This window comes from bacterium (assembly GCA_014360495.1).
GTDB lineage: Bacteria > Armatimonadota > JACIXR01 > JACIXR01 > JACIXR01 > JACIXR01.
The window spans coordinates 147,644-167,973 of the sequence record JACIXR010000003.1; the positions used below are offsets into that span (position 1 = coordinate 147,644).

The following is a 20,330-nucleotide window of genomic DNA, read 5'->3' on the forward strand; positions in this document are numbered from 1 at the left end:
CCAAACGGTATGCATCTAAATAATTGAGATAAAATAAAAGGGAGGTATGAAAAATGAGACGGTTTGCTTGTTTGATTCTTCTCTTTGCTTTGACATTGGTTATTATCCCCCTAGGTAGAGCTCAGGAGAAGATAAACCTGGAATATAAATTCCAGGAAGGGCAGACGATTTATACCCTTACCATCATCCAGGGACAGGTGAATCTTCAACTACCCCAAAGCGTGCAGGCACAAGGAACGCCACCTGCTTTCCCAATTAACATGGCTCTCATTATGTCCATGAAGACGCTGAAGACTTACAGCGACGGAGCAGCTGATATAGAGACCCGTTTTGTTGATGGTAAAATGGAAATAATGGGACAGGTTATGCCCTTCCCCCAACAAGCGAACTCCCAAGCATTTAGATTGAGGATAGGGAAGAAAGGCAATATAATCAGATTTCTAACGGCTCTTCCCACAGGACAACAGAACCTTTTCGCAGGTTTTGACCCAAATATGATGATACAATCTATGTCTGGATTCGCCGTTTTCCCTGAGGAAGCTGTCGGCGTTGGAGATAAATGGGAGCAGAAGATGGAGCTCAACTTGCCCTTTGGAAAGATGAACATGATTTACAAGATGAACCTTGTAGGCTTCGTTGAGGCGGAAAACCAAAAACTCGCCAGAATAAAAATAGATATTCCTCCCACACCTTTCACTTTCGCGATGCCTATAGGTATGCCTGGAGCGCAAGCTGGTGGTGAAGCTGGGCAGGTACCCACACTCCAAATGAGTGGTAAAATGGAGACAAAATCCGATATGCTTTTCAATTATGAGAAGGGACAAATGAGCTCCCAAGTTGGCACATTGAAGATGACAATGAATATGACCCCTCCAGAAGGAGAGCTTGGACCTGCTGGTGGTTTCTCTATGGATATGGAAATGAATATGAAATTCAAGGTAACCTTCAGTGAGAAAAAGCCTGCTCTTCCCCAGAATTTAAGCCAAATCCAGATAGTCATTCCAGAAGAGCAAAACCAGTAAATAGGTGAAGCCAAACGGAATCATCACCTTTACCTCAGACTTCGGTCTAGAGGACCCATTTGTTGGGATAGTAAAGGGCGTCATACTTTCCATAAACCCTTCGGCGAGAATAGTAGATATAACCCATTGTATAGGGGCTCAGGATATCCTGCAGGGGGCTTTAATCCTGCGTTCCGCTTACCGATTTTTCCCACTTGGAACGATTCATCTTGCAGTTGTTGACCCCGGAGTCGGCTCCCAACGCCATCCGATTGTGGTGGAAACCCCGAGCTATATTTTTGTCGGTCCAGACAACGGTCTTTTATCTCTCGCTATAGTGGAGGAATTCTCCGCGTATATAATTGAAAATCCCTATTTCGTCTTGGAAAAAGTAAGTCACACCTTCCATGGAAGGGATATTTTCGCCCCGGTAGCAGGATACCTATCCTTGGGAATAAAGCCTTCCGCTGTGGGAAGAAAAGTAGAAGAAATCGTGAGACTTTCACTACCCTCCCCTTATTGCGAAGAGAAGAGAATTATCGGTGAAATAATCGGCTTCGACCATTTCGGCAACGCTATAACGAATATCTCCGAGGAACTAATAAGAGATAAAAAAGCATTGAAAATAAAGGTTGGTGTAAGAACGATAGAGGGCTTGTCATCCTCCTATGCTGAAAAACCACCGCTAACCCCTTTAGCTATCTTGGGTAGCAGTGGTTTTCTTGAAATCTCCCTAAATTTGGGTTCAGCTCGTTCAGCGCTTAAATTGAAGAAGGGAGATGAGGTAGAGGTTACATTTGATTGAGCATAGCCTCAACAGCTTCTAACTTCTCTCTACAGAGTTTCAATACAGAATCCAATTCCCTCTTTTCCCTATGAGCAAACAAGGAAAAGAGGATGACTCCGCAGATTGTTCCTCCCGCCAAGAGGAGAGAAAGCAACAACTTATCCGTGCTCATATCTCGTAGCGTTTCTCTACCTCTTCCTCCTCAAGGCTTCTGAATATTCGGCGCACGAAGCTTATTAACTCAAAGGGGCTGAAGGGTTTTGTGAGATAGAGGGTTACACCCGATTGCCAACCTCTGAAAACATCAGCATCCTGCGCCTTAGCGGTAAGCATAATGACGGGAATATCCCTTGTTTTGGGATTAGCCTGCAGCCTTTGCATAACCTCAAATCCGTCCATTTGAGGCATCATAACATCAAGAATGATTAAGTCCGGCTTCTCCTGTTCGACTTTCTCCAAAGCTTCCTTGCCATCATAGGCAGTTACTACCTCATAGCCGGCATGCTCCAAGTTTACTTGGACCAGCCGGACTATCGGTCTTTCATCATCTACAACTAAAATCTTTTTAGGCATAACCCGCCTCCTTCTTTTTAGTTTCTTCTATTATCAATTATATTCCTTTTTAAACCAATGTCAAAAGGATTATAAAACAATAGAAAAATAAAAGCAATAAAAATTTATAACGCAATAACCACTCCGAATTCCCTTAGGGGCATAGGTCTGAATGAAAATTCCTTATAGAGCGAGGTTCTGACCTCGCTCTCATTGTCAAGTCCTCCTTCATCGGGCTGCGTGTATGGGTTATGGGTATAGATTTTTGATGAGTCATTTTGTCCTTTTCGTTATTTTAATTCCACCCTTTCCGGGAAGCCTCGCAAAAAATAAAAGTCCCTTCAAAAAACTTGCCTTCAATAGTTCCATTGGCTAATCTTTAATTATAATGCAACAATGGCGTAAAAATCTTTATACCCTCTGGGCTGCCCAACTCCTTATCTTCATCGGCATGAGCTTGGTGATGCCATTCCTCCCCTTCTATATCCAGGAGCTGGGAGTTAAGGACTTTGCATCCTCGGCTCGCTGGAGCGGTATCATCTTCGGCATCCCCTTCCTCTTCTCCGCCTTCTTCGCTCCCATCTGGGGAACTATCGGCGACCTTTATGGAAGAAAAAAGATGATTCTTCGGGCTATGTTCGGGGTATCGGTGGTTATTACTTTGATGGGGTTCGTGAAAAATGTGCGGCAACTCCTCATTCTGCGCGCGCTCCACGGAATCCTTGGGGGTTTCGTCGGTCCCTCTATGGCTCTCATAACAACCTCAGTGCCTGAGGAATTCCTCGGCTTCTCAATCGGGTTTTTGCAAACTTCAATGATTGCGGGAAGTATCGTCGGTCCCTTCTTTGGCGGCATCTTAGCCGATATGATGGGATACCGCCAAATATTCAAGCTAACAGGACTCTGCGGACTCATCAGCGCTATAACGGTTCTCATCCTTGTTAAAGAAGAGAGGAAATCCAATTTAGGAGAAGGAAATACATATGGATTGAGAGAAAATATCTCTTTCTTCTTCCATTCAAAGGAGCTACTAACAATTGCCTTCACAACTTTCATTATGCAGCTCGGCATTATGCTCGTTCAACCAGTCTTGCCTCTCTTCATCTCCACACTTGGCGTTAGGAAAAACATTTTAGCGACTGTTACCGGCTTGATTTTCTCCTCCACCGGCATAGTTAACATCTTCGCAACTCCCCTTTGGGGGAAAAGAGCCGATAAGAATGGCTATAAATCCACTTTGCTAATCTGTACGCTCGGCACATCCCTCTGCTATATCCCCCACGCTCTCGTAAGGAACGCCTACCAATTGGGGGTTCTCCGTATAATCCTCGGCTTTTTTTCCTCTGGAGTGGGACCCTCAACTCAATCCATAATAGCCTACAATGTTCCCCCCGAGAGAAGAGGAGGCGTATACGGACTCGTAAATAGCGCATCATTGCTGGCAAATCTAATCGGACCAGCCACTGGCGGAGTTTTGGCTGGTGTGATAGGCATAAGAGCTTCCTTTTTGTTATCCTTTTTCTTCGTTTTTACCTCCTGGCTTCTGGTTAGGGCTATTATCAAGGAGCCAGCTAAAGCGTTTTCCACCACGAGTTCATTGAATAAATGAAAGGTGGTTGATTAGGTTGAAGAAATATCTTTTCGTGATAGCGTTTCTTATCTCCATTCTCGCTGTATCTTCTTCCATCGGGCAAAGTGTAATCTCCAGTATACCGGGAGAAAGTAGGGAAGCATATGAAAATAGGATTAGATGGTGGCGTGAAGGAAGATTCGGAATCTTCATCCATTGGGGACCGGTCAGCCTTAAGGGGACGGAGATAGGTTGGTCAAGGGGGAGCCAGATACCCGTAGAGGTTTACGATAACCTTTATAAGGAGTTCAACCCAAAGAAATTCAACTCGGAAAAATGGGCTAAGCTCTTCAGGGAAGCAGGAGCGAGATATGTAGTTATAGTCACAAAACATCACGATGGGTTTTCAATGTTTGATAGCGCTCTAACCGACTACGATGCGATGAACACTCCCGCGAAACGGGATTTCATAGGTGAATTAACAAAAGCCTGCAAAAAAGAAGGATTGAGGGTTATGTTCTATTATTCACTCTGCGATTGGTATCATCCCGATTACAAAACCGACTTCAATCGCTATCTTGATTTTATGTTCGGGCAGATAAGGGAGTTATGCGAGAAATACCATCCCGATGGAATCTGGTTTGATGGCGGGTGGGAACATTCCCCTGAGGAATGGCGAGCAGATGAGTTAATCAAGACGATTCATAGCATTTTGCCCAAAGCGATAATCAATAACCGTTCTGGCTTGCCTGCCGACTACGATACACCGGAGCAAGTTGTTGGGGCATTCAATACGAATAGGGCTTGGGAGAGCTGCATTACATTGGGAACTCAATGGGCTTGGAAACCGAACGATAACATAAAATCTCTCAAGCAATGTCTTCGGCTACTCATCGGATGCGCAGGTGGGGATGGAAATCTCCTTTTAAATGTGGGTCCCACGCCCGAGGGTGAAATAGAGGAAAGACAGGCGGAGAGATTGAGGGAAATAGGGAAATGGCTGGCTAAATTCGGGGAGGGAATCTATGGGACAAGGGGAGGTCCATTTATGCCGGGAGTTTGGGGTGCGAGTACCTATAAAGGAAATAGCATTTATCTTTACATCTTCAACTTCGACGAGGATAAAATAGAGCTTCCTACAATAGAGAGAAAGGTAGTAAAATATACGCTCTTAACGGGTGGCGATTTAAAAGTTGAGCAGGATGAGAAATCATTGAGAATCATCGTTCCAGAAAAGCATCAAAACGAGCTGGTGACGGTTGTCAAGCTTGTTCTTGATGGTCCAGCAAAGGATATCCGCCCTCGCCCGGGCGCAAGCCTGCCAGAGCTAAAGGCAACAGCTTCAAATGTCTTCCAAAATATGCCCGGCTTCGGAGCTGATAAAGCAGTAGATGGAGACGAAACAACTCGCTGGGCTACCGATTGGGGCACTTATTCTGCCTGGCTGGAAGTCGATTTGGGAAAGGCGAAAACCATCAAAGGAGTGAGAATAGTTGAAGCAGTGGAATTCGGGGAGAGGGTAAATAAGTTCGCCATAGAATATAGGGAAGATGACAAAAGCAAATGGAAAACGATTTTAATGGGGACGAAAATAGGAAAGGATTTCAAGCGAAGATTCGTCCCCATAACAGCTCGCTATTGGAGATTGAACATCCTTTCAGCAACTGAAGGTCCAACGATATACGAATTTCAGCTCCTCACAAAATAGGAGGTGCATTGCCTATGAAACGCTTTGTTCTCCTCTTTTGCCTTCCACTTCTCCTTTGGGGACAGGGAAGTTGGGAAATATCCAATGGCTATATTCGGTTGAGCCTCGGAGAAAAGCCCCTACTCTCATTTGACCCTACAGGAAAAGGAAGATATGGAGAAAATATCCTAAAGGATTTTCTCCCAAACTGGTTCGTCCTGCCTCCCAAATCCGTGTTGAGGCAAAAAGATAGGCTTATATTTAAAGGGCTAACCTATTGCCAAACACGAAGAATTAAGTTAGGCAATGAGTTCGCTGAGATGCTTGAAGGTGCCCTCGGGCAAACCCTTAGCCTTCCCAATATCTTCCTTAAAAAGATAGAGGTCTTAATCCCCACCTGGGGAACGAAGGATTCCTCACTGACCCTAATATTGAGAAGAGATGGTCCGAACGGTGAAATAATAGCGAGCAAGAGATTAGAGAATGTTCCTGATAATTCCTGGCACGGCTTCTCCTTCTACCCTCCCCTTCCACCTGGAAATTATTACATTGAGATGAGGGAACCTAAAGGAACAATTGGATGGTGGAGCACTCGTAATGGCTTTCCCGATGGGGAGGCTTACACAAACGGCGTCATTAAATCGGATGTAGATAGGACAATTCGGCTTGATGGATGGGAGAAAATCAGCGAAACGGATTTAACTTTCTCGCTCAGGAAAAACGAGCTTTATATTGAAGGGCAGTTAAAAACTTCGCCATCTAATCTCTACTTTCCTCTCTCCACCCCTTGGAAGAAATCAGGATATGATGTCTCAAGGGAAAGCGGAATCCTCTTCAGCAGGTTCTTCACGAGCATTGGACAATATTATCCAATAGAACAGCTCAAGAGAAGGTACCACAGCGACCCAAATCTATCTCCCTGTGATTGGATAAGAGCAACGGGAACGGGAAACTACGACCTGATCTTCTCAAGCAAAGCCTTATCGCTTTCCTGGACAATGGAAGAAGATACAATGCATTTCCACTTCTATGCCAACCCTCAGAGAAAAGAAGAAACCACCAAAGCCTTCTTTAAAATTACCGTCGTTCCCCATTCAAATTGGCTTCCCGATTTTTTCCCTCGCTTCCGCTCCTCAGACCCCAGACTTAACGCCCTTTTAAATCGCTTCTATTACGAGCGCGCCTTTACCTATCCTCCCGGTGGAGGTGGTTCTCCTACTTGGAAGGAATGGGACGCCCTCATAAGGGATTGGACCTGCTCCCCATTGAAAGAAGGGGAAAAGAGGAGCATAGAGAGCATAAGGATTGACGAGGATGGATATGTTTATACTTGGGGAGATTTGAAGGGGTGGCCTCTTGGCTGGCCAGAATACGACACCAGGCATTTTGACACCTGCGCCAAGCTCATCCTAGCCGTCTGGCGTTGGTATTGTTGGACGGGAGATGAAGAATTCCTATTACAACAAATCGGTAGATTGAGGATGGCTATGAAATATCAGTTGAAGGATTTACAGGGGGAGAAAGAGGGAATAATCATCACAAATTCCAAAGATGTAATGGGGAGATTGGATGACCATAGCTCAAACTATTGGGACATCCTTCCCTTCGGCTATAGAGATGGATATTGTAGCATTTACTTTTATGCTTCCCTGCAAGCTATGAAGGAGATAGAGGGACTTTTGGAAAGGAAAGGGATAAAGGGAGATAAATACGAATTGAGACATCCACCCTCATTTTATGAAGAGATGATGAAGAAAGCGAAGGAAGCCTATGCGAAAAATTTCTGGGATGAGGAAAAGGGACGCTTCATAGGCTGTATAGATGTGAATGGTGGTAAACACGACTACGGCTTCACTTTTCTCAATTTAGAAGCTCTTTTCTATGGATTGGGCGATGAGGAGAAAGCGAAAAGGATTTATCATTGGATGGAGAACGAGCCAACCTCATCCGGCTTGCCCGACACCTACAGCAAATGGATTTTCGCGCCTCGAGCAAATACAATCCACAATCCTATGAGAAATGAACCGCAGGAACCCTATCCAAGTTGGTGGGTGAAATGGTGGTTCGGCACCCCCTATGGAGACCAATGCCAAGATGGCGGCGCTATTCTCTATACATCTTTTTATGATTTGATGGTCAGGGCAAGATATCTGGGAGCCGACAACGCGTATAAGCGTTTTTGGGAGATTTTGAACAGATATTCACTACCTGATAAATTGTGCGGAGGTGCACCATTATTCAGGGGAGAAATCCCCCAGCAAGAAAATCCCGGTCAGGTTGGAGTTGACCTTCCCTTCCCTGAAAGCGGTCTCGTTCCCACATATTTTCTCTATGGAATAATGGGGATAAACGCCGATGTAGAGGGCTTGAAGATAAAGCCGAACCTCCCTTCCGCCCTTAAATTCGCTGAGGTTGAGAATCTCTGTTATAGAAATCTCCCTTTGAAGATAAGGGTCACGAGGAATTCCGTTGAGATAACTTGCCAAAAGAAGGGATATGAGTTTAGGATTTTTAAGAAGTTGAAACCAGGAGAGACATTTGTTTTTACATCCCTTCCGGGCGGAAAAGAATTTCCAAAGGTGAAGAAAAGGAAAAGCGTTTGGAAGGGGAAATGGATATGGATGGAGGGAAGGGAAAACGAAGCCAGCACAGTATGCTTCCGCAAACCCTTTGAGCTACAATCGCTTACTTCTCCCATCTTCCTCTACATCACGGCAGATAACAGATATGAACTCTATGTTAACGGCAAGCTCGTCGGAAGAGATGGGATATGGGAAACAGTTGAGAAATACGATGTGAGTCGCTTGCTTAAAAAGGGAAGGAATTTAATCGCAGTGAAATGCGTAAACGAAGATGGTCCCGCAGGTTTATTGCTTCAAGTTGAGGCAGGGAAGGAAAAGAAGGTCATTCTCATAAGCGATGGGAATTGGAAAGTTGGGGAAGGGAAAGAGGGATGGGAAAGGATGGAATTCAACGATAGCCATTGGGAGAAGGCGAAAGTCATAGGCACACCACCCTGCTCTCCCTGGGGCGAGCTTGAAAGACCATAAAATGTAGCACGAACCATACCATTTTGTTATTGCTACCTCCGCCTACGGTGGGCTCGCATCTATGGGTATAGTTTTCACATGAGCCATTTTGCCCTTTTCGTTATTTTAATTCCACCCTAACACCATCATTTCAAAATCATGTTTAACATTTCCTTCATAACAATTTAGTTGATTTTCCTTTCTTGAGAGACGAGAAAGACTCGACGCTATCTCATTGCAACGCCCGAGCGCTTAAGCACTCGGGCGTTGCAATCTCCATTATCCATTTCTTAAATGGAATTGAAAGTATTCATCGTCCTTTCGTGAAGAGCGTAAGCTCTCTCACATAGATTCTCAGGATATTTCTCCAACTCCAAGAGTTCTTCCTCAAATTGAGAAGCTAAATCCTCCCTGCCCTTCCTCCTTATTCCCTCAATGGCTATTCTAACCAAATACAACAACTCATCCACCAAATCCCAGTCCATATAGGGCTGAGAGTTTAGCCATTTATATCCCTCAGCAAGACTGGAAAAAGGCTTTCTCTCCTTAAATTCCTCCACCAATTTCTTTCCCCTTTTCTTTGCCTCTTCTATAGCCTCCTCGGCGTTATAACGAGTAGCCGGCATCGGCATAACAACCCTGAAGCCGAAGACAGTGAGGGAGATGGATAGGTCTTGGAGAGCTTTAACGCAACCTTTCCCAGTCCCTCCCGCAGCGGCGATAGGGAAAGCTGGCTTGCCGTTATTCCCGTAGTTCCTCATCCTATCAAGGAAATCCTTTGTCAAACCATTTATAGTGAGGAAATAGACGGGTACAGAGATAATCAGAGCGTCACACTCATTAAACATCCTTCTCAAAGCGAGACCATCGTCGTCCCTGATATTACAATCAAGAGAAGTCCAGCAGGGAGGGTTGGGACAGGCGAGGCAGGGTTTGACCTTCCTTTCCGCCAAAAGGACGACATCAACCTCTGCGCCCGCTTCCCTTGCTCCTTCAACAGCGGACTTAAGCAATCTGGGAGAGAAACCCTCCCTATGAGGCGACCCGCATACCGCCAAAATTTTCATCTCTCAATCCCTCCTTATACCTATAGTCTCCAATTAATAAAAGCTAAATCTTGATTATCTCTCCCTTCTCAGCAGAGGTGGCGGCGCTGAGGACAAGCTGGAGGCTTTTCGCTCCCTCTATCATCGGAACCCTCGCCTCCCTGTCGTTCTCTATCGCGTCAAGAAGGTCCAATGTCTCCGCTAAGTATATGTCCTTGTTTGAGGAAACCTCTACCTTCTTCTCCCAAGGCATGAGTGTCTGATAGATGACAGCGTGATTCGCGTCTATGAAATTGGCGGTTATCCCTTTCGCTATGAGGTCGAGCTGGGCTATCCACTTTCCGGGAATCGCTCCGTTCGTTGCAGAGACCGTGGCTATGCCTCCATCTTTGAATGTTATCACCGTCCCGCTTACATCCTCCACTGTGTAATCGTGCACATCCCTGTGGAAGATGTTGTTCCATCTCGCATATACCGTCTCGGGCTCGCCCATAAAGTAGCGAATGAGGTCAAATATGTGGATTATCTGCTCTACTATCTGCCCTCCGCTCTTAGTCTTGTCCCTCCACCAAGCTGAATGAAGGGAATTGCACATATATCTCCCCATCATCAATCCAACCGGTCCATAGGTGCTGAGCATATTCTTCACTTCCTCAACAGCATCTCCAAAGCGGAACATAAACCCAACTTGCGACTTCACTTTTCCCTTCTCAACAGCCTTTACCATCCTATTAGCGGTCTCCATATCCAAAGCAATAGGCTTCTCTATGAAGATGTGAATTCCCTTCTCAGCAGCTATATCCACATCGTCCTTATGGGCAAATGGCGGAAGACATATATAGACTATGTCCAGCTTGACTTCATCGTACATCTTTCTGTAATCGGTGAAGACCTTTGCCTTTCCCTCCGTATAGGTCTGGGAGAACCATCTTGCCCGCTCCTCTTCAATGTCGCAGAAGGCGACCATCTCTACCCTTCCCTTTAAAGAGGCAAGGGCTCGTGCATGGGCATTGGCGATTCCTCCGCATCCAATGAAGCCTATCTTGTGCATAATATATCAACCTCCTTTTATTGTTTTTTCCAAAAGATATACCTCACCTCCAGAAATTGCAACTATTTTTTCTCCCGCCCTCACCTTCAAAAAACCCCTCTCATCTATCCCTTCCGCAATCCCCCTTATCCTTTCCTTCTCCCCTATCTTTACCTCAATTTCCTTCCCGCTGAGAAAATCCCTCTCCACCCATTCCTTTCTAATTCTCTCCCTACCCACTTCGGTGTAGCAAAAGCCGTATTTCCCGTTTAGCTCTTTTAAAATCTCCTTTAAAAGCTTGGAAACTTCCAAACTTTTACATAAAGTTATTTTCAATGATGTTGCGGATTGACTGATATCGGCGGGGAAATCTTCCAGCTCCAAATTCACATTTATGCCAATCCCCACAACCGCCCATACTATCTTCTTATCCTCCACCTCCACATCAACCAATATCCCTCCGACTTTCCTGCTCTCTATCAATATGTCATTTGGCCATTTCAACTCGCATTTCACGCCCAGTTTCTCTAACGCACTGGCACAGGCAGTTGCAGGGAAAAGCGATAAATAAGGGATTAAATCAGATGTCAGTTTAGGACGCAAGATGAAGGAGAAAGATAAAGATTTTGAGGGAAGAGAAAACCATTTTCTTCCGAAGCGTCCCCTTCCCTTCGTCTGCTCATCAGCCCAAACGACCAATCCTTCCTCCATCCCTGCCTTCGCGAAGGAGAGGGCTAAATCTTGAGTGGAGTCTATGGATGAAAAATGAAGGAGTTTCTTACCGATGGTGTTGTGCTTCAACCCCTTGACCATCGGCAAAGATAACGAGAGAACAAACCGCCAGCGAGGATTTTAATAATATCGCCCGGAAGGAAGGGAAGAATTCCCTTTAGAAGAGTTTGATAGGGTGAAAGGGGAAGGGATATGCTGAGCCAGAGGGCGCCCAAGAGGAGAATCACTATCTCAGAGAGGCACATAGCGAAATATATTCGTTTCAGGGTTAGCTCGCCTTGCGTGAGCAAACCGCTTATATAGCTTGCGATGGCGAAGCCGATTATGTAGCCTCCCGTAGGTCCGATTATCGTTTTCACTCCCGCTGACCAGCCTGAGAAGTAGGGAAAGCCAAAGGCTCCCATTAAAATATATAGGATTTGAGAGAAAGAGCCCCAAAAAGCTCCCAGGGCGACGCCTGAGGATAAAACAAAGAAGGTCTGCATAGTTATGGGGACGGGAGTAAAGGGCAAAGGAATCCTGATTTGCGCACCAAATCCCGTTGCTAAAGCAAACAGGAGGGAAAGGAGAAGTCTTCGGGTAAAATCTTCATCCCTTGTCTTCGCCAATAGCATCTTCACAACCTTTTCACCTCCATATGGATATCAATTGCCTTTGCGGAATGGGTTAAAGCTCCTATTGAGATGAAATCAACACCGGTTTCCGCTATCTCCCTAACATTATCAAGCGATACACCTCCCGAAGCCTCCAACATAACTTTCCCCTGAGCAATCTTCACAGCCTCCCTTATTTCCTCAATACTCATATTATCAAGCAAGATTATATCCGCACCCGCGTCAATTGCTTCCTTCACTTCCTCCAAATTCCTTACTTCAATCTCTATTTTTTGATAGGGAAACATCTCATTGGCTCTCTTAATCGCTTCCTTTATATTGCCGATTATGGCTATGTGATTGTTTTTTATAAGGATGCCATCATAGAGGGCGAAGCGATGCGAATAGCCGCCTCCGACCTCAACTGCGTATTTCTCAAAAGCTTTTAAAAGAGGGATTGTCTTTCTCGTAGCCAAAATCTTCGCTTTTGTCCCCTTGATTTTCTCCACGAACTTCCTCGTTAAAGTGGCTATTCCCGAGAGATGCTGGAGGAAATTCAGGGCGACCCTTTCCCCACCCAAGAGAGTCCTTGCCTTTCCCCTTATTTCAGCGATGAGGGAACCCTTGGCGAGGGAGTCTCCATCTTTAAGCAATGGCTTGAATTGACAATCTTCCTGCAAGATTTTGAAGACCTCCCTCGCCACTTGGATTCCACAAAGAACGCCTTCCTCCTTTGCGGAGATAACCCCTATCGCCTCAACATCCTCCAAAATGGAGGATGTTAAGTCCCGCCAGCCTATATCCTCCTCTAAGGCTGCTCTGGCTATTTTCTCTATAAGGAAAGAGGGAAATGGGGAGGGGTTCAAAGCTCCGCTAGCTTTTTATCATAATCCACAACGACATATTTATAACCCCTCTTGATTACCTTATGCCCCTCAGCTTCAAGGAGCTTCCTCTGCACCTCCGAACCGCCCGGATATTTCTCATTTATAGCCCCCTTGGGCTTCAATGTTCGCCAATAGGGGGTTACTTCCTTCTCTCCATTTTTAGCAGCTTCCGCAGCTGCTCTCGCCACCATAAGTACGAAAATCCCCGTGGTTATGGGACAGCAGATAGTGGCACCATACTTTTTCGCTAACGCCTGGCGAATTTCATCAATTGTGACGACTTTTCCTTCAGGAACCTTCTTCATCATTTCGTCAACATCCAGAGGAGATGGTATCAAGAGAGTATCGCCAGGCTGAAGTCCCCACTTGCCAATCATATTCTGGGGAACTTCAACTACCTTGGGAAGGTCTCTCTCTTCGTGTAGCTTTTCTCGCCAGGATTTGCGCTTCGGACGATTCTCCATCTCTATACCTCCTTTTTAAGTTTAATATTATCTATTAATCTCGCTTTACCAATCCATACAGCTACCGCTAAAACAGCTCCATCCTCACCGACCATTGCAAGCTCCTCAAGCGTTTCCGGATGCACGACCTCCACATAGTCTATCTTTCTCACCAATTTCTCGCTCATTAAGATTTCCCTCACCCTGCTTTCCAATTCCCTCGCATCCCTTTCTCCCTCTTCGTAAAGCCGCTTTGCTTCAAGAAGAGCTTTGTAAATAACTGTGGCGGATTTTCTTTCCTCCTCGGATAGATAGGAATTGCGCGAGCTCATCGCAAGCCCGTCTTCTTCCCTAACAATTGGGCAGGGAACTATCTCCACATCCAGATTTAAATCTTTAACCATCTTCTCTATGACCTTCAACTGTTGATAATCCTTCTCCCCGAAATAAGCTTTATGGGGATTGACGATGTTGAATAGCTTGAGGACAACTGTCGTGACGCCCCGAAAATGCCCTGGTCTGAACTTGCCGCATAGACCCTCAGTAAGCCTCTGAACCTCAACATAAGTTGAATAGCCCTCAGGATACATCTCGGATACGGAGGGAATGAAGAGAACATCCACTCGCTCCTTTTCCGCCATCTCCGCGTCCCTCTTCTCATCACGGGGATAGCTATGAAAATCCTCCTGAGGACCGAATTGGATTGGATTAACGAAGAGGCTCACGACAACCAAATCGCATTCCTCCCTCGCTCTTCTCATAAGGGAGAGATGTCCCTCATGAAAATAACCCATAGTAGGAACAAGACCAATAACCTCGCCCGCTCCTCTCGCCTCCCTGCTTATCTGCTTCATTTCGTCAATCGTCCTTACGATTTTCGTTTTGACCACTCCTTTCTCAGAGTCTCTTCCTCCGCTTCATCCATAAGCACTGTGTTCTTCTCGGTGGGGAAAACCCCTCCCTTTACCTCTTCTATATAACGCTTCACTCCCTGAGAGATGACTTCCTTCAAATCCACCATAACTTTCGCGTGCTTTGGAATGAAATCCCCGAGCCCGAAGAGGTCGTGAAAGACGAGGATTTGCCCATCGCAATAGGGACCAGCTCCTATGCCGATCGTGGGAATGGTAAGATTTTCCGTAATCAATTTGGCGACTTGCATAGGCACGCCCTCAAGAACGAGAGAGAAGATTCCCGCCTTCTCCAAAAGGATGGCATCTTCAATAAGGGCTAAAGCATCCTTTGCTGTTCTCCCCTGTATCCTATATCCACCAAAGCTATGAATCCATTGGGGAGTTAAGCCGATATGCCCCATAACGGGAATCCCCGATTGGGTTAACCTTTCTATGAGAGAAACGAACTGCCTGCCTCCCTCAATCTTCACCGCCTCCGCTCCCGCCTTTATTAACAACCCCGCGTTCCTTATCCCCTCCTCAATGCTCGGCTGGTAGGAGAGGAACGGCATATCGCCCACTAAGAGAGCATTCTTCACTCCCCTCTTAACAGCCCTTGTATGATGGAGCATCTCCTCCATAGTCACTGGCAACGTGCTCTCATAACCAAGGACAACATTACCCACGGAATCTCCAACTAAGATTATATCAACGCCATGAGAGTCAAGTATCTTGGCGGTGGGATAATCATAGGCAGTCAGGGCGACTATCTTCTCGCCCTTCTGTTTTTTCTCCTTAATAGTTCTTATCGTTATTTTGGCCAAATTTTCACCTCTTCGCTAAATAATTCTTTAAATACTCATAACCCTTTTTAGCACCGATTTCCGCATCCTCCTCCCCCTCATACTCAATGCATAAGGGACCTTGGTAAGATGAATTGAGGAGCTCATCCAAGAAGAGCTCCAAGGGAAGGTCCCCCTCTCCCAAAGCGAGTGCGATGTATTTTTCTCTCACCCCATTCCTTGCGCTTCCGTCCTTTAAATGAGTGTGAACACAATAAGGGGCGACGAGCTTGTAAAATTTCTCCACCGTAGCTAAAGGATGACCATACCAATAATAGTTTGATGTATCAACCGTTAGCCTGACGAAGGGTGAACCAACCTTTTCAATGACCCTTATTTCCAATTCCGCATCGTTTGTGATGTAGCCGTGATTTTCCATACCGAGATAAATTTTTCGCTTTTCCGCCTCGGGAGCACATTCCTTAAGCCCCTTAGCAATCAGCTCCTCCCACTCGTTTTCGGGGATATCAGGATTCGGCTCTCCACCAAATACCCTGATAACCTTGGCTCCCAACTTTTCCGCTATATCAAGGTAATTCACAACTTTTTTGACTTCCTCATCTATTTCCTTCGCGCTCTTCCTAACGAAATTTGTATATCCACCCAAAGCATGAATCTTTAGACCCATCTGGGCTGACTTCCTTTTTATCTCCTCTATTCCTTCCTCGTCGAATCTTATAGTTCCCTTATGCGCTCCTGGCGCAGTTGATAGCTCATAGGCATCAAAGCCAATTTCCTTAGCTGAGGCAAGAAATTCATCAAATGTATACCCCTTAAAGGAATAAGAAAGGCTTAGAATTCCTATTTCCATCAAAAATTCACCTCTTTCTTAAAGAACTAAAGATTTTTTCTATTCCTTCCATTTTTTGTCTTATTTTCTCTATTTCTTTCGCTATCTTCCTTGCCTTCTCGCCCTTTGGATGACTTCTCAAAACTTCCTTCAGCTGGCTTTCAACTTTCTTTTCAATCTCTTCCTCCCCTACCCCCGTTAATCGCAGCGCCGTCTCAATCTCTCTACGTAACCTCTCAACTTCCGTGCCAAGAAGACCCTCCAATTCCCTTTCCTTCTTCTTCAACCTCTCCTTAGAATAGAGGAGGAATTCTATCTCTTCATTCATAATTATTATACTCTAAACCCAATTTTTTCAAAGCGCTTTTCGCCGCATTCATGCTCGCTTCCTTTTTATTCCTTCCCACCCCCTCACCATATACTTCCCCATCAATGTTTACCTGGACTGTGAATGTTCGCTCATGGGGTGGTCCTTCCACTTTTACTACAACATACTGCGGCAAACCCTTCCCCTTTGCTTGAAGATATTCCTGAAGAATGCTCTTATAATCCTTTAGAAAGATGCCCTTCATAGTGCGGAGGAGGGGCTTGAAGGCACGCATAACGAACTTCCTCGCCTTCCCCAAACCTCCCAATAGATATATAGCCCCTATGAACGCCTCCAAAGCATCCGCTAATACGGAGTTCTTCTCCCTACCGCCACCCTTTTCCTCCCCCTTGCTCATTTGAATGAGCTCGCCCAATTGGAGATGCCTCGCCACCTCCGCCAGACGCTCCTCGCTGACGAAATAAGCCTTCGCCCTTGATAGCTTCCCGCTATCAAAGTGGCTATATTCCCTGAAGAGATGCTCAGCTATTATGACGCCGAGGACAGCATCTCCCAGGAACTCCAATCGCTCATAGGAGCTCCCTTCTCCTCCCTGCTTCAGTGAGGGATGAATCAGAGCCTCTCTTATCAAAGGGTCGTCTATATTTAAGCCAAGCTCTTCTATTAGAAGGACAGCTTTAGGGTGATTATCTGATATGGCTTAACTTTCACCTCCAGCTCCTTATCAGCATTCAATTCCTCTACATCTTCTTCAGCGAGATTGGACAGCACTATCCTCTTGGGCGCTTCGGCGAAGGTTATCCTACCTTCAACCTCATAAGATGCGATATTAAAAAAGCGTAGGACGAGGGCATCTTCCTTCTCAGCCTTCTTCAGAGCGCTCAACACGAGTTCCTCAGGCTCAATCTTGAGGAGGGAATACTGTGAGGGAAGAGAACCCTCTTTGGGGAAGGTGATCACGGAACGCAAGGGGGCAACGAATTGGTGTGCTAAGAGCCAGGGCTTTGCTTCCTCAAAGGAATTCACGAAGGGGATGATAGCATAGCGAGCGACATGGGTTCCAAGGCACTGGGCTTCCGGCGCGGGGACTTGGGGACCGGCGTTATAGGGGCGGGTGAGCAAGTCGCCTCTTGATAACCAGCCAACGCTGCGGAGGAGAGTAAGGGCGATATCCACACCTTGAGGAGTATCTATAGGCTCATATTCGGGCATTCCCTCGCTGACAACACAGAGACCCAATCCTCTACTCTCAACTGCGACGAACGATTGCATAGCTTTCATCCCTACGGGCTTCTCCACCCAACCTTCCCCTTTCGGCAGCTGGATATTTCTTCTCAAGACCCCGAATTGGACATCAGCCAAACAATCATTGGCGAAGAGGTTGGTTGGGAAGTGAACCCGCAGACGATGGTCCTTGACCTTATTCTCAAAAATCGTCTCTATATCAATGCGAGGGATGCCTGCGTGGAGAGTGATGTAAGAGGTTATTGGACAGGGAACAAGGTCTTTGGAGCGAGAGGTCCTTGTCTCGTCTATGCTTTCGGGAAGATAAAGCGTAAACTGAACCTTTATAGTCGCGGATACAGGTCCCCTATGCAGGAGGGAAATATGGGCATTTACACCAGCGGAAGTAATGGTTTCAGAATTGAGCGCGGGTGAATAGTTATATTCGTCTCCGACGTCCTCCGTGTCCTCAAAGAGATTACAACCTTTGAAGACCTGCCCGCTTCTCTTATCCGTGATATCAATCGTTCCATTGGGATTCACATCCACTCTCAAGAAGGCGTTCTCCAAGCTCGTCGGCGTGGCTACGAGGAGAGTGGAAACCCTCTTTGCCTCCCTGACCTCCTCAATATAGTAAGTCTTGTAGCCGAGGGGCGGGACATTCTCCGCCCAGATAGAGATATCTCCGCTCCATACCAACTGGTTAAGGGGGTGGGGATGGTAGGGGAGAGAAACCTTGATGTTCTCCAACTGGCTTGACACTATTTTTCCTGTCTCATCGCGCACAATTATATTATGGATGGTTTGGTCGGGAGAAACGGGAAATTCTATGTGCAACTTAGCCACATCTGTTACAGTCCAGCTATGGGGATTGAAGACAACAACAGCTGCCCTTGCCCCCTCCTTCTTGGAGTTTATCCTATCTACGATATAGCGAGTGGATTCATCAAACATAATCTCCGCAATCTGGCGGGCAGCTGCGAAGCGAGGTAGCATATCCCGATGAACCTCGTCCACTGAACATCCGCAGATGGAATCATGGGGATGATTTGAGATAAGATATTTCCAAGCTCGGAGGAGGAAAGCACCCTCGTAGGGTTTCCCCTTTAGCCAAGCGAGGGAGGAAGCCGGCTCTGCATACTTCTCCAATGCCATTTGCGTGGCGAAGTTCTCCTTCTTCAAGTAAAGGCGAGTGGAGAAGACACCGAGCAGAAGAGGATGGTAGCGTCCCCTATGGAGTTCTCCCTTTATCGTCCCCAGCTTCGGCTCCTCGCTCAACACCTTCTCAACAAATTCCTCAAATGTTGAATGGACAACCTCAATATCCTCCAGCTTGCTGTTGGCATAATCTATCATATCGGGAAGCTCGGGTTGGGGCTCGAGGTGGTCGCAGCCGTTGTTGAGGAGGATGTAACGAGTGGAAGCGAACGGCTTGAGCGATTCAACCTCTCTCCTTATTGTTTCCACCGCTTTGTCCATATCAACCTTTACCGTTCCGGGCTCACCAAACGGCGGCTCGTAGCCCAAGCCCGCTAAATTGCAATATCCATGCATTTGATAGATTGCCAAAACCTTCGTCCCATCCAATCCCTCCCACCAGAATTCGGTGTTTAGTCCTTCCCATTCATCGCCCAATCCTCTATGGAAAATAAACGATTTTATGCCGAAACCTTGGAGGATTTGCGGCATTTGAGCTACATGACCGAAGGGGTCCGGCAAATAGCCCACCTTCATAACCCTACCGAATTTCTCCGCTATGAGATGCCCAATTAAGAGATTCCTGACCAGTGCCTCCCCAGATACGAGAAACTCGTCCGGGAGAACATACCAAGGACCGATATGGAGCCTTCCCTCCTGCACGAGCTTCCTTATCCTTTCCTCGTTTTCTGGGCGAATTTCCAGATAGTCCTCCAAAACGATTGTCTGCCCATCAAAGACATAGTATTTGTAGCGGGGGTTCGCCTCCATAAGGGAGAGAAGACGGTCCGTCAATCTCACGAGCCGTCTTCTAAACCCCTGGAAAGTTAAATACCATTCCCTATCCCAATGGGTGTGAGAGACTACGATAGCTGTCCATTTTTTCATTTTTTAACCTCCTTTCAAAAATTTTTATCAAAAAATTTATTTAGGCATGTTTGACGAGGGCGCTGATGCCGAGGGCATGCTCTTGCTTAAGCTCACCCTCCAATTCAAGCCCTGCCTTATGAGGGTAAGAACGACCGAACCCTGAAGCGGTTGCTGGGTCATCATAGGCAACATAATACCTCCCGCTGTAAGGGAAACTTGAACACGCACCTTGGCTTCGCTGAAGGAAGAGCTCTCAGTCTGGGCGCTAACCGATTGGACAGTGGGCTTAAGTGAGCTGATTACATCAAGGATGTCCTTCCCTGCAAATTGGGAGGGAAGATTTACCCCCATTGAATTGAGATAACTGGAAACCTTCTCCTTCAGTTCTTCCTTTGTTGTTGGTAGGGTAGCTGCGTCAACAGGGTCTATATAAGGTTTAATTGAGGATAGGTCCTGCGCAACTATCCCCTGGACGAAGGCGTAAACGAAATCCCTCGCTACCTGCTGAGGCTTCTCACGAAAAAGTTTGGTGTAGAAAAAGAAGCCACCACCCAAGACGAGGAGGATAACCACAATGCCTACTAACCAACCAAGGGATAGACCGCGTCTACGCGCTACGACGCCTACCGTCTCGGCAGGCGCAGCTTCAGCTCCTCCTGTAGGAGCTGCTTCAGCTCCACCTGTAGGAACTGCTTCAGTTATCCTCCCTACCCTGGCTTTCATCGCTGCAGCCGCTTCCCCTTTGAGAGGGGCAAAGCAGTTCCAGCACGCTTCCCTCGTCTCCTCGTTTTCCGCTCCACAAAACTTACACTCAATCATCTTCGTTCAC

The 20,330-nt window shown here is 46.4% G+C and carries 20 protein-coding genes; 5 read left to right on the plus strand and 15 right to left on the minus strand.

Going from position 1 to position 20,330, the window contains the following annotated elements:
* Window positions 1-53 precede the first annotated feature (53 nt).
* Complete coding sequence (locus H5T88_03415) at window positions 54-1,022, plus strand: hypothetical protein (GenBank protein MBC7329388.1); 969 nt, start codon at window positions 54-56, stop codon at window positions 1,020-1,022.
* Window positions 1,023-1,041: 19 nt separating this feature from the next.
* A complete protein-coding gene (locus tag H5T88_03420; protein ID MBC7329389.1) occupies window positions 1,042-1,806 on the plus strand; it encodes an SAM-dependent chlorinase/fluorinase in 765 nt (254 codons plus the stop codon).
* Here the strand turns inward: H5T88_03420 and H5T88_03425 are convergent.
* Window positions 1,793-1,960 carry a hypothetical protein gene (locus H5T88_03425; protein ID MBC7329390.1) on the minus strand — a complete coding sequence of 56 codons (168 nt, stop codon included), beginning with the start codon at window positions 1,958-1,960 and terminating at the stop codon, window positions 1,793-1,795. The two genes, H5T88_03420 and H5T88_03425, sit on opposite strands and share 14 nt — an antisense overlap.
* Window positions 1,957-2,361 (minus strand): response regulator, encoded by a 405-nt coding sequence (locus H5T88_03430; GenBank protein MBC7329391.1) that lies wholly within the window; start codon window positions 2,359-2,361, stop codon window positions 1,957-1,959. Before H5T88_03430 ends, H5T88_03425 begins: the two co-directional genes overlap by 4 nt.
* A 367-nt stretch (window positions 2,362-2,728) precedes the next feature.
* Between H5T88_03430 and H5T88_03435 the strand changes: the two genes are divergently transcribed.
* The 3 genes from H5T88_03435 to H5T88_03445 are packed head-to-tail and all read left to right on the plus strand — an operon-like array spanning window position 2,729 to window position 8,647.
* Window positions 2,729-3,949: an MFS transporter gene (locus H5T88_03435; GenBank protein MBC7329392.1), complete on the plus strand. Its 1,221-nt coding sequence runs from the start codon at window positions 2,729-2,731 to the stop codon at window positions 3,947-3,949.
* Between the two features lie 16 nt (window positions 3,950-3,965).
* Complete coding sequence (locus tag H5T88_03440) at window positions 3,966-5,618, plus strand: alpha-L-fucosidase (protein ID MBC7329393.1); 1,653 nt, start codon at window positions 3,966-3,968, stop codon at window positions 5,616-5,618.
* A 14-nt stretch (window positions 5,619-5,632) separates the two neighbouring features.
* Window positions 5,633-8,647, plus strand: coding sequence for a hypothetical protein (locus H5T88_03445; GenBank protein MBC7329394.1), 3,015 nt, complete (start codon window positions 5,633-5,635; stop codon window positions 8,645-8,647).
* A 269-nt stretch (window positions 8,648-8,916) separates the two neighbouring features.
* Here H5T88_03445 and H5T88_03450 read toward each other — a convergent pair whose 3' ends face one another.
* From H5T88_03450 to H5T88_03510, 13 genes are read right to left on the minus strand one after another with little or no spacing between them, the layout of a single operon-like run.
* Window positions 8,917-9,693, minus strand: a complete 777-nt coding sequence (locus H5T88_03450) for a flavodoxin family protein (GenBank protein MBC7329395.1) — start codon at window positions 9,691-9,693, stop codon at window positions 8,917-8,919.
* 43 nt (window positions 9,694-9,736) lie between these two features.
* Entirely contained in the window at window positions 9,737-10,723 is a 987-nt protein-coding gene (locus tag H5T88_03455; GenBank protein MBC7329396.1) for a Gfo/Idh/MocA family oxidoreductase, read from the minus strand.
* Window positions 10,724-10,729: 6 nt separating this feature from the next.
* Window positions 10,730-11,521: a biotin--[acetyl-CoA-carboxylase] ligase gene (locus tag H5T88_03460; GenBank protein ID MBC7329397.1), complete on the minus strand. Its 792-nt coding sequence runs from the start codon at window positions 11,519-11,521 to the stop codon at window positions 10,730-10,732.
* Window positions 11,500-12,054 (minus strand): biotin transporter BioY, encoded by a 555-nt coding sequence (locus H5T88_03465; GenBank protein ID MBC7329398.1) that lies wholly within the window; start codon window positions 12,052-12,054, stop codon window positions 11,500-11,502. The genes H5T88_03460 and H5T88_03465 overlap by 22 nt, the downstream gene beginning before the upstream one ends.
* Window positions 12,051-12,893, minus strand: coding sequence for a carboxylating nicotinate-nucleotide diphosphorylase (gene nadC, locus H5T88_03470; GenBank protein ID MBC7329399.1), 843 nt, complete (start codon window positions 12,891-12,893; stop codon window positions 12,051-12,053). Before nadC ends, H5T88_03465 begins: the two co-directional genes overlap by 4 nt.
* Complete coding sequence (locus H5T88_03475; GenBank protein MBC7329400.1) at window positions 12,890-13,378, minus strand: MGMT family protein; 489 nt, start codon at window positions 13,376-13,378, stop codon at window positions 12,890-12,892. Before H5T88_03475 ends, nadC begins: the two co-directional genes overlap by 4 nt.
* A 2-nt stretch (window positions 13,379-13,380) precedes the next feature.
* Window positions 13,381-14,211, minus strand: a complete 831-nt coding sequence (locus H5T88_03480) for a pantoate--beta-alanine ligase (GenBank protein ID MBC7329401.1) — start codon at window positions 14,209-14,211, stop codon at window positions 13,381-13,383.
* 14 nt (window positions 14,212-14,225) lie between these two features.
* Entirely contained in the window at window positions 14,226-15,074 is an 849-nt protein-coding gene (gene panB, locus H5T88_03485; protein ID MBC7329402.1) for a 3-methyl-2-oxobutanoate hydroxymethyltransferase, read from the minus strand.
* 4 nt (window positions 15,075-15,078) lie between these two features.
* A complete protein-coding gene (locus H5T88_03490) occupies window positions 15,079-15,903 on the minus strand; it encodes a sugar phosphate isomerase/epimerase (GenBank protein MBC7329403.1) in 825 nt (274 codons plus the stop codon).
* A 7-nt stretch (window positions 15,904-15,910) separates the two neighbouring features.
* Window positions 15,911-16,210, minus strand: coding sequence for a hypothetical protein (locus tag H5T88_03495; protein ID MBC7329404.1), 300 nt, complete (start codon window positions 16,208-16,210; stop codon window positions 15,911-15,913).
* Window positions 16,203-16,841 (minus strand): ribonuclease III, encoded by a 639-nt coding sequence (gene rnc, locus H5T88_03500; protein ID MBC7329405.1) that lies wholly within the window; start codon window positions 16,839-16,841, stop codon window positions 16,203-16,205. Before rnc ends, H5T88_03495 begins: the two co-directional genes overlap by 8 nt.
* A gap of 32 nt (window positions 16,842-16,873) precedes the next feature.
* Window positions 16,874-19,519: a hypothetical protein gene (locus H5T88_03505; GenBank protein MBC7329406.1), complete on the minus strand. Its 2,646-nt coding sequence runs from the start codon at window positions 19,517-19,519 to the stop codon at window positions 16,874-16,876.
* Window positions 19,520-19,555: 36 nt separating this feature from the next.
* Window positions 19,556-20,320 (minus strand): hypothetical protein, encoded by a 765-nt coding sequence (locus tag H5T88_03510; GenBank protein ID MBC7329407.1) that lies wholly within the window; start codon window positions 20,318-20,320, stop codon window positions 19,556-19,558.
* Window positions 20,321-20,330: the final 10 nt, after the last annotated feature.

Coding starts and splice junctions, on each gene's coding strand:
- H5T88_03415 (MBC7329388.1), top strand. CDS start 54: ATGAGACGGTTTGCTTGTTTGATTCTTCTCTTTGCTTTGACATTGGTT.
- H5T88_03425 (MBC7329390.1), bottom strand. CDS start 1,960: ATGAGCACGGATAAGTTGTTGCTTTCTCTCCTCTTGGCGGGAGGAACA.
- H5T88_03430 (MBC7329391.1), bottom strand. CDS start 2,361: ATGCCTAAAAAGATTTTAGTTGTAGATGATGAAAGACCGATAGTCCGG.
- H5T88_03435 (MBC7329392.1), top strand. CDS start 2,729: ATGCAACAATGGCGTAAAAATCTTTATACCCTCTGGGCTGCCCAACTC.
- H5T88_03445 (MBC7329394.1), top strand. CDS start 5,633: ATGAAACGCTTTGTTCTCCTCTTTTGCCTTCCACTTCTCCTTTGGGGA.
- H5T88_03450 (MBC7329395.1), bottom strand. CDS start 9,693: ATGAAAATTTTGGCGGTATGCGGGTCGCCTCATAGGGAGGGTTTCTCT.
- H5T88_03455 (MBC7329396.1), bottom strand. CDS start 10,723: ATGCACAAGATAGGCTTCATTGGATGCGGAGGAATCGCCAATGCCCAT.
- H5T88_03475 (MBC7329400.1), bottom strand. CDS start 13,378: ATGGAGAATCGTCCGAAGCGCAAATCCTGGCGAGAAAAGCTACACGAA.
- H5T88_03480 (MBC7329401.1), bottom strand. CDS start 14,211: ATGAAGCAGATAAGCAGGGAGGCGAGAGGAGCGGGCGAGGTTATTGGT.
- H5T88_03490 (MBC7329403.1), bottom strand. CDS start 15,903: ATGGAAATAGGAATTCTAAGCCTTTCTTATTCCTTTAAGGGGTATACA.
- H5T88_03495 (MBC7329404.1), bottom strand. CDS start 16,210: ATGAATGAAGAGATAGAATTCCTCCTCTATTCTAAGGAGAGGTTGAAG.
- H5T88_03505 (MBC7329406.1), bottom strand. CDS start 19,519: ATGAAAAAATGGACAGCTATCGTAGTCTCTCACACCCATTGGGATAGG.
- H5T88_03510 (MBC7329407.1), bottom strand. CDS start 20,320: ATGATTGAGTGTAAGTTTTGTGGAGCGGAAAACGAGGAGACGAGGGAA.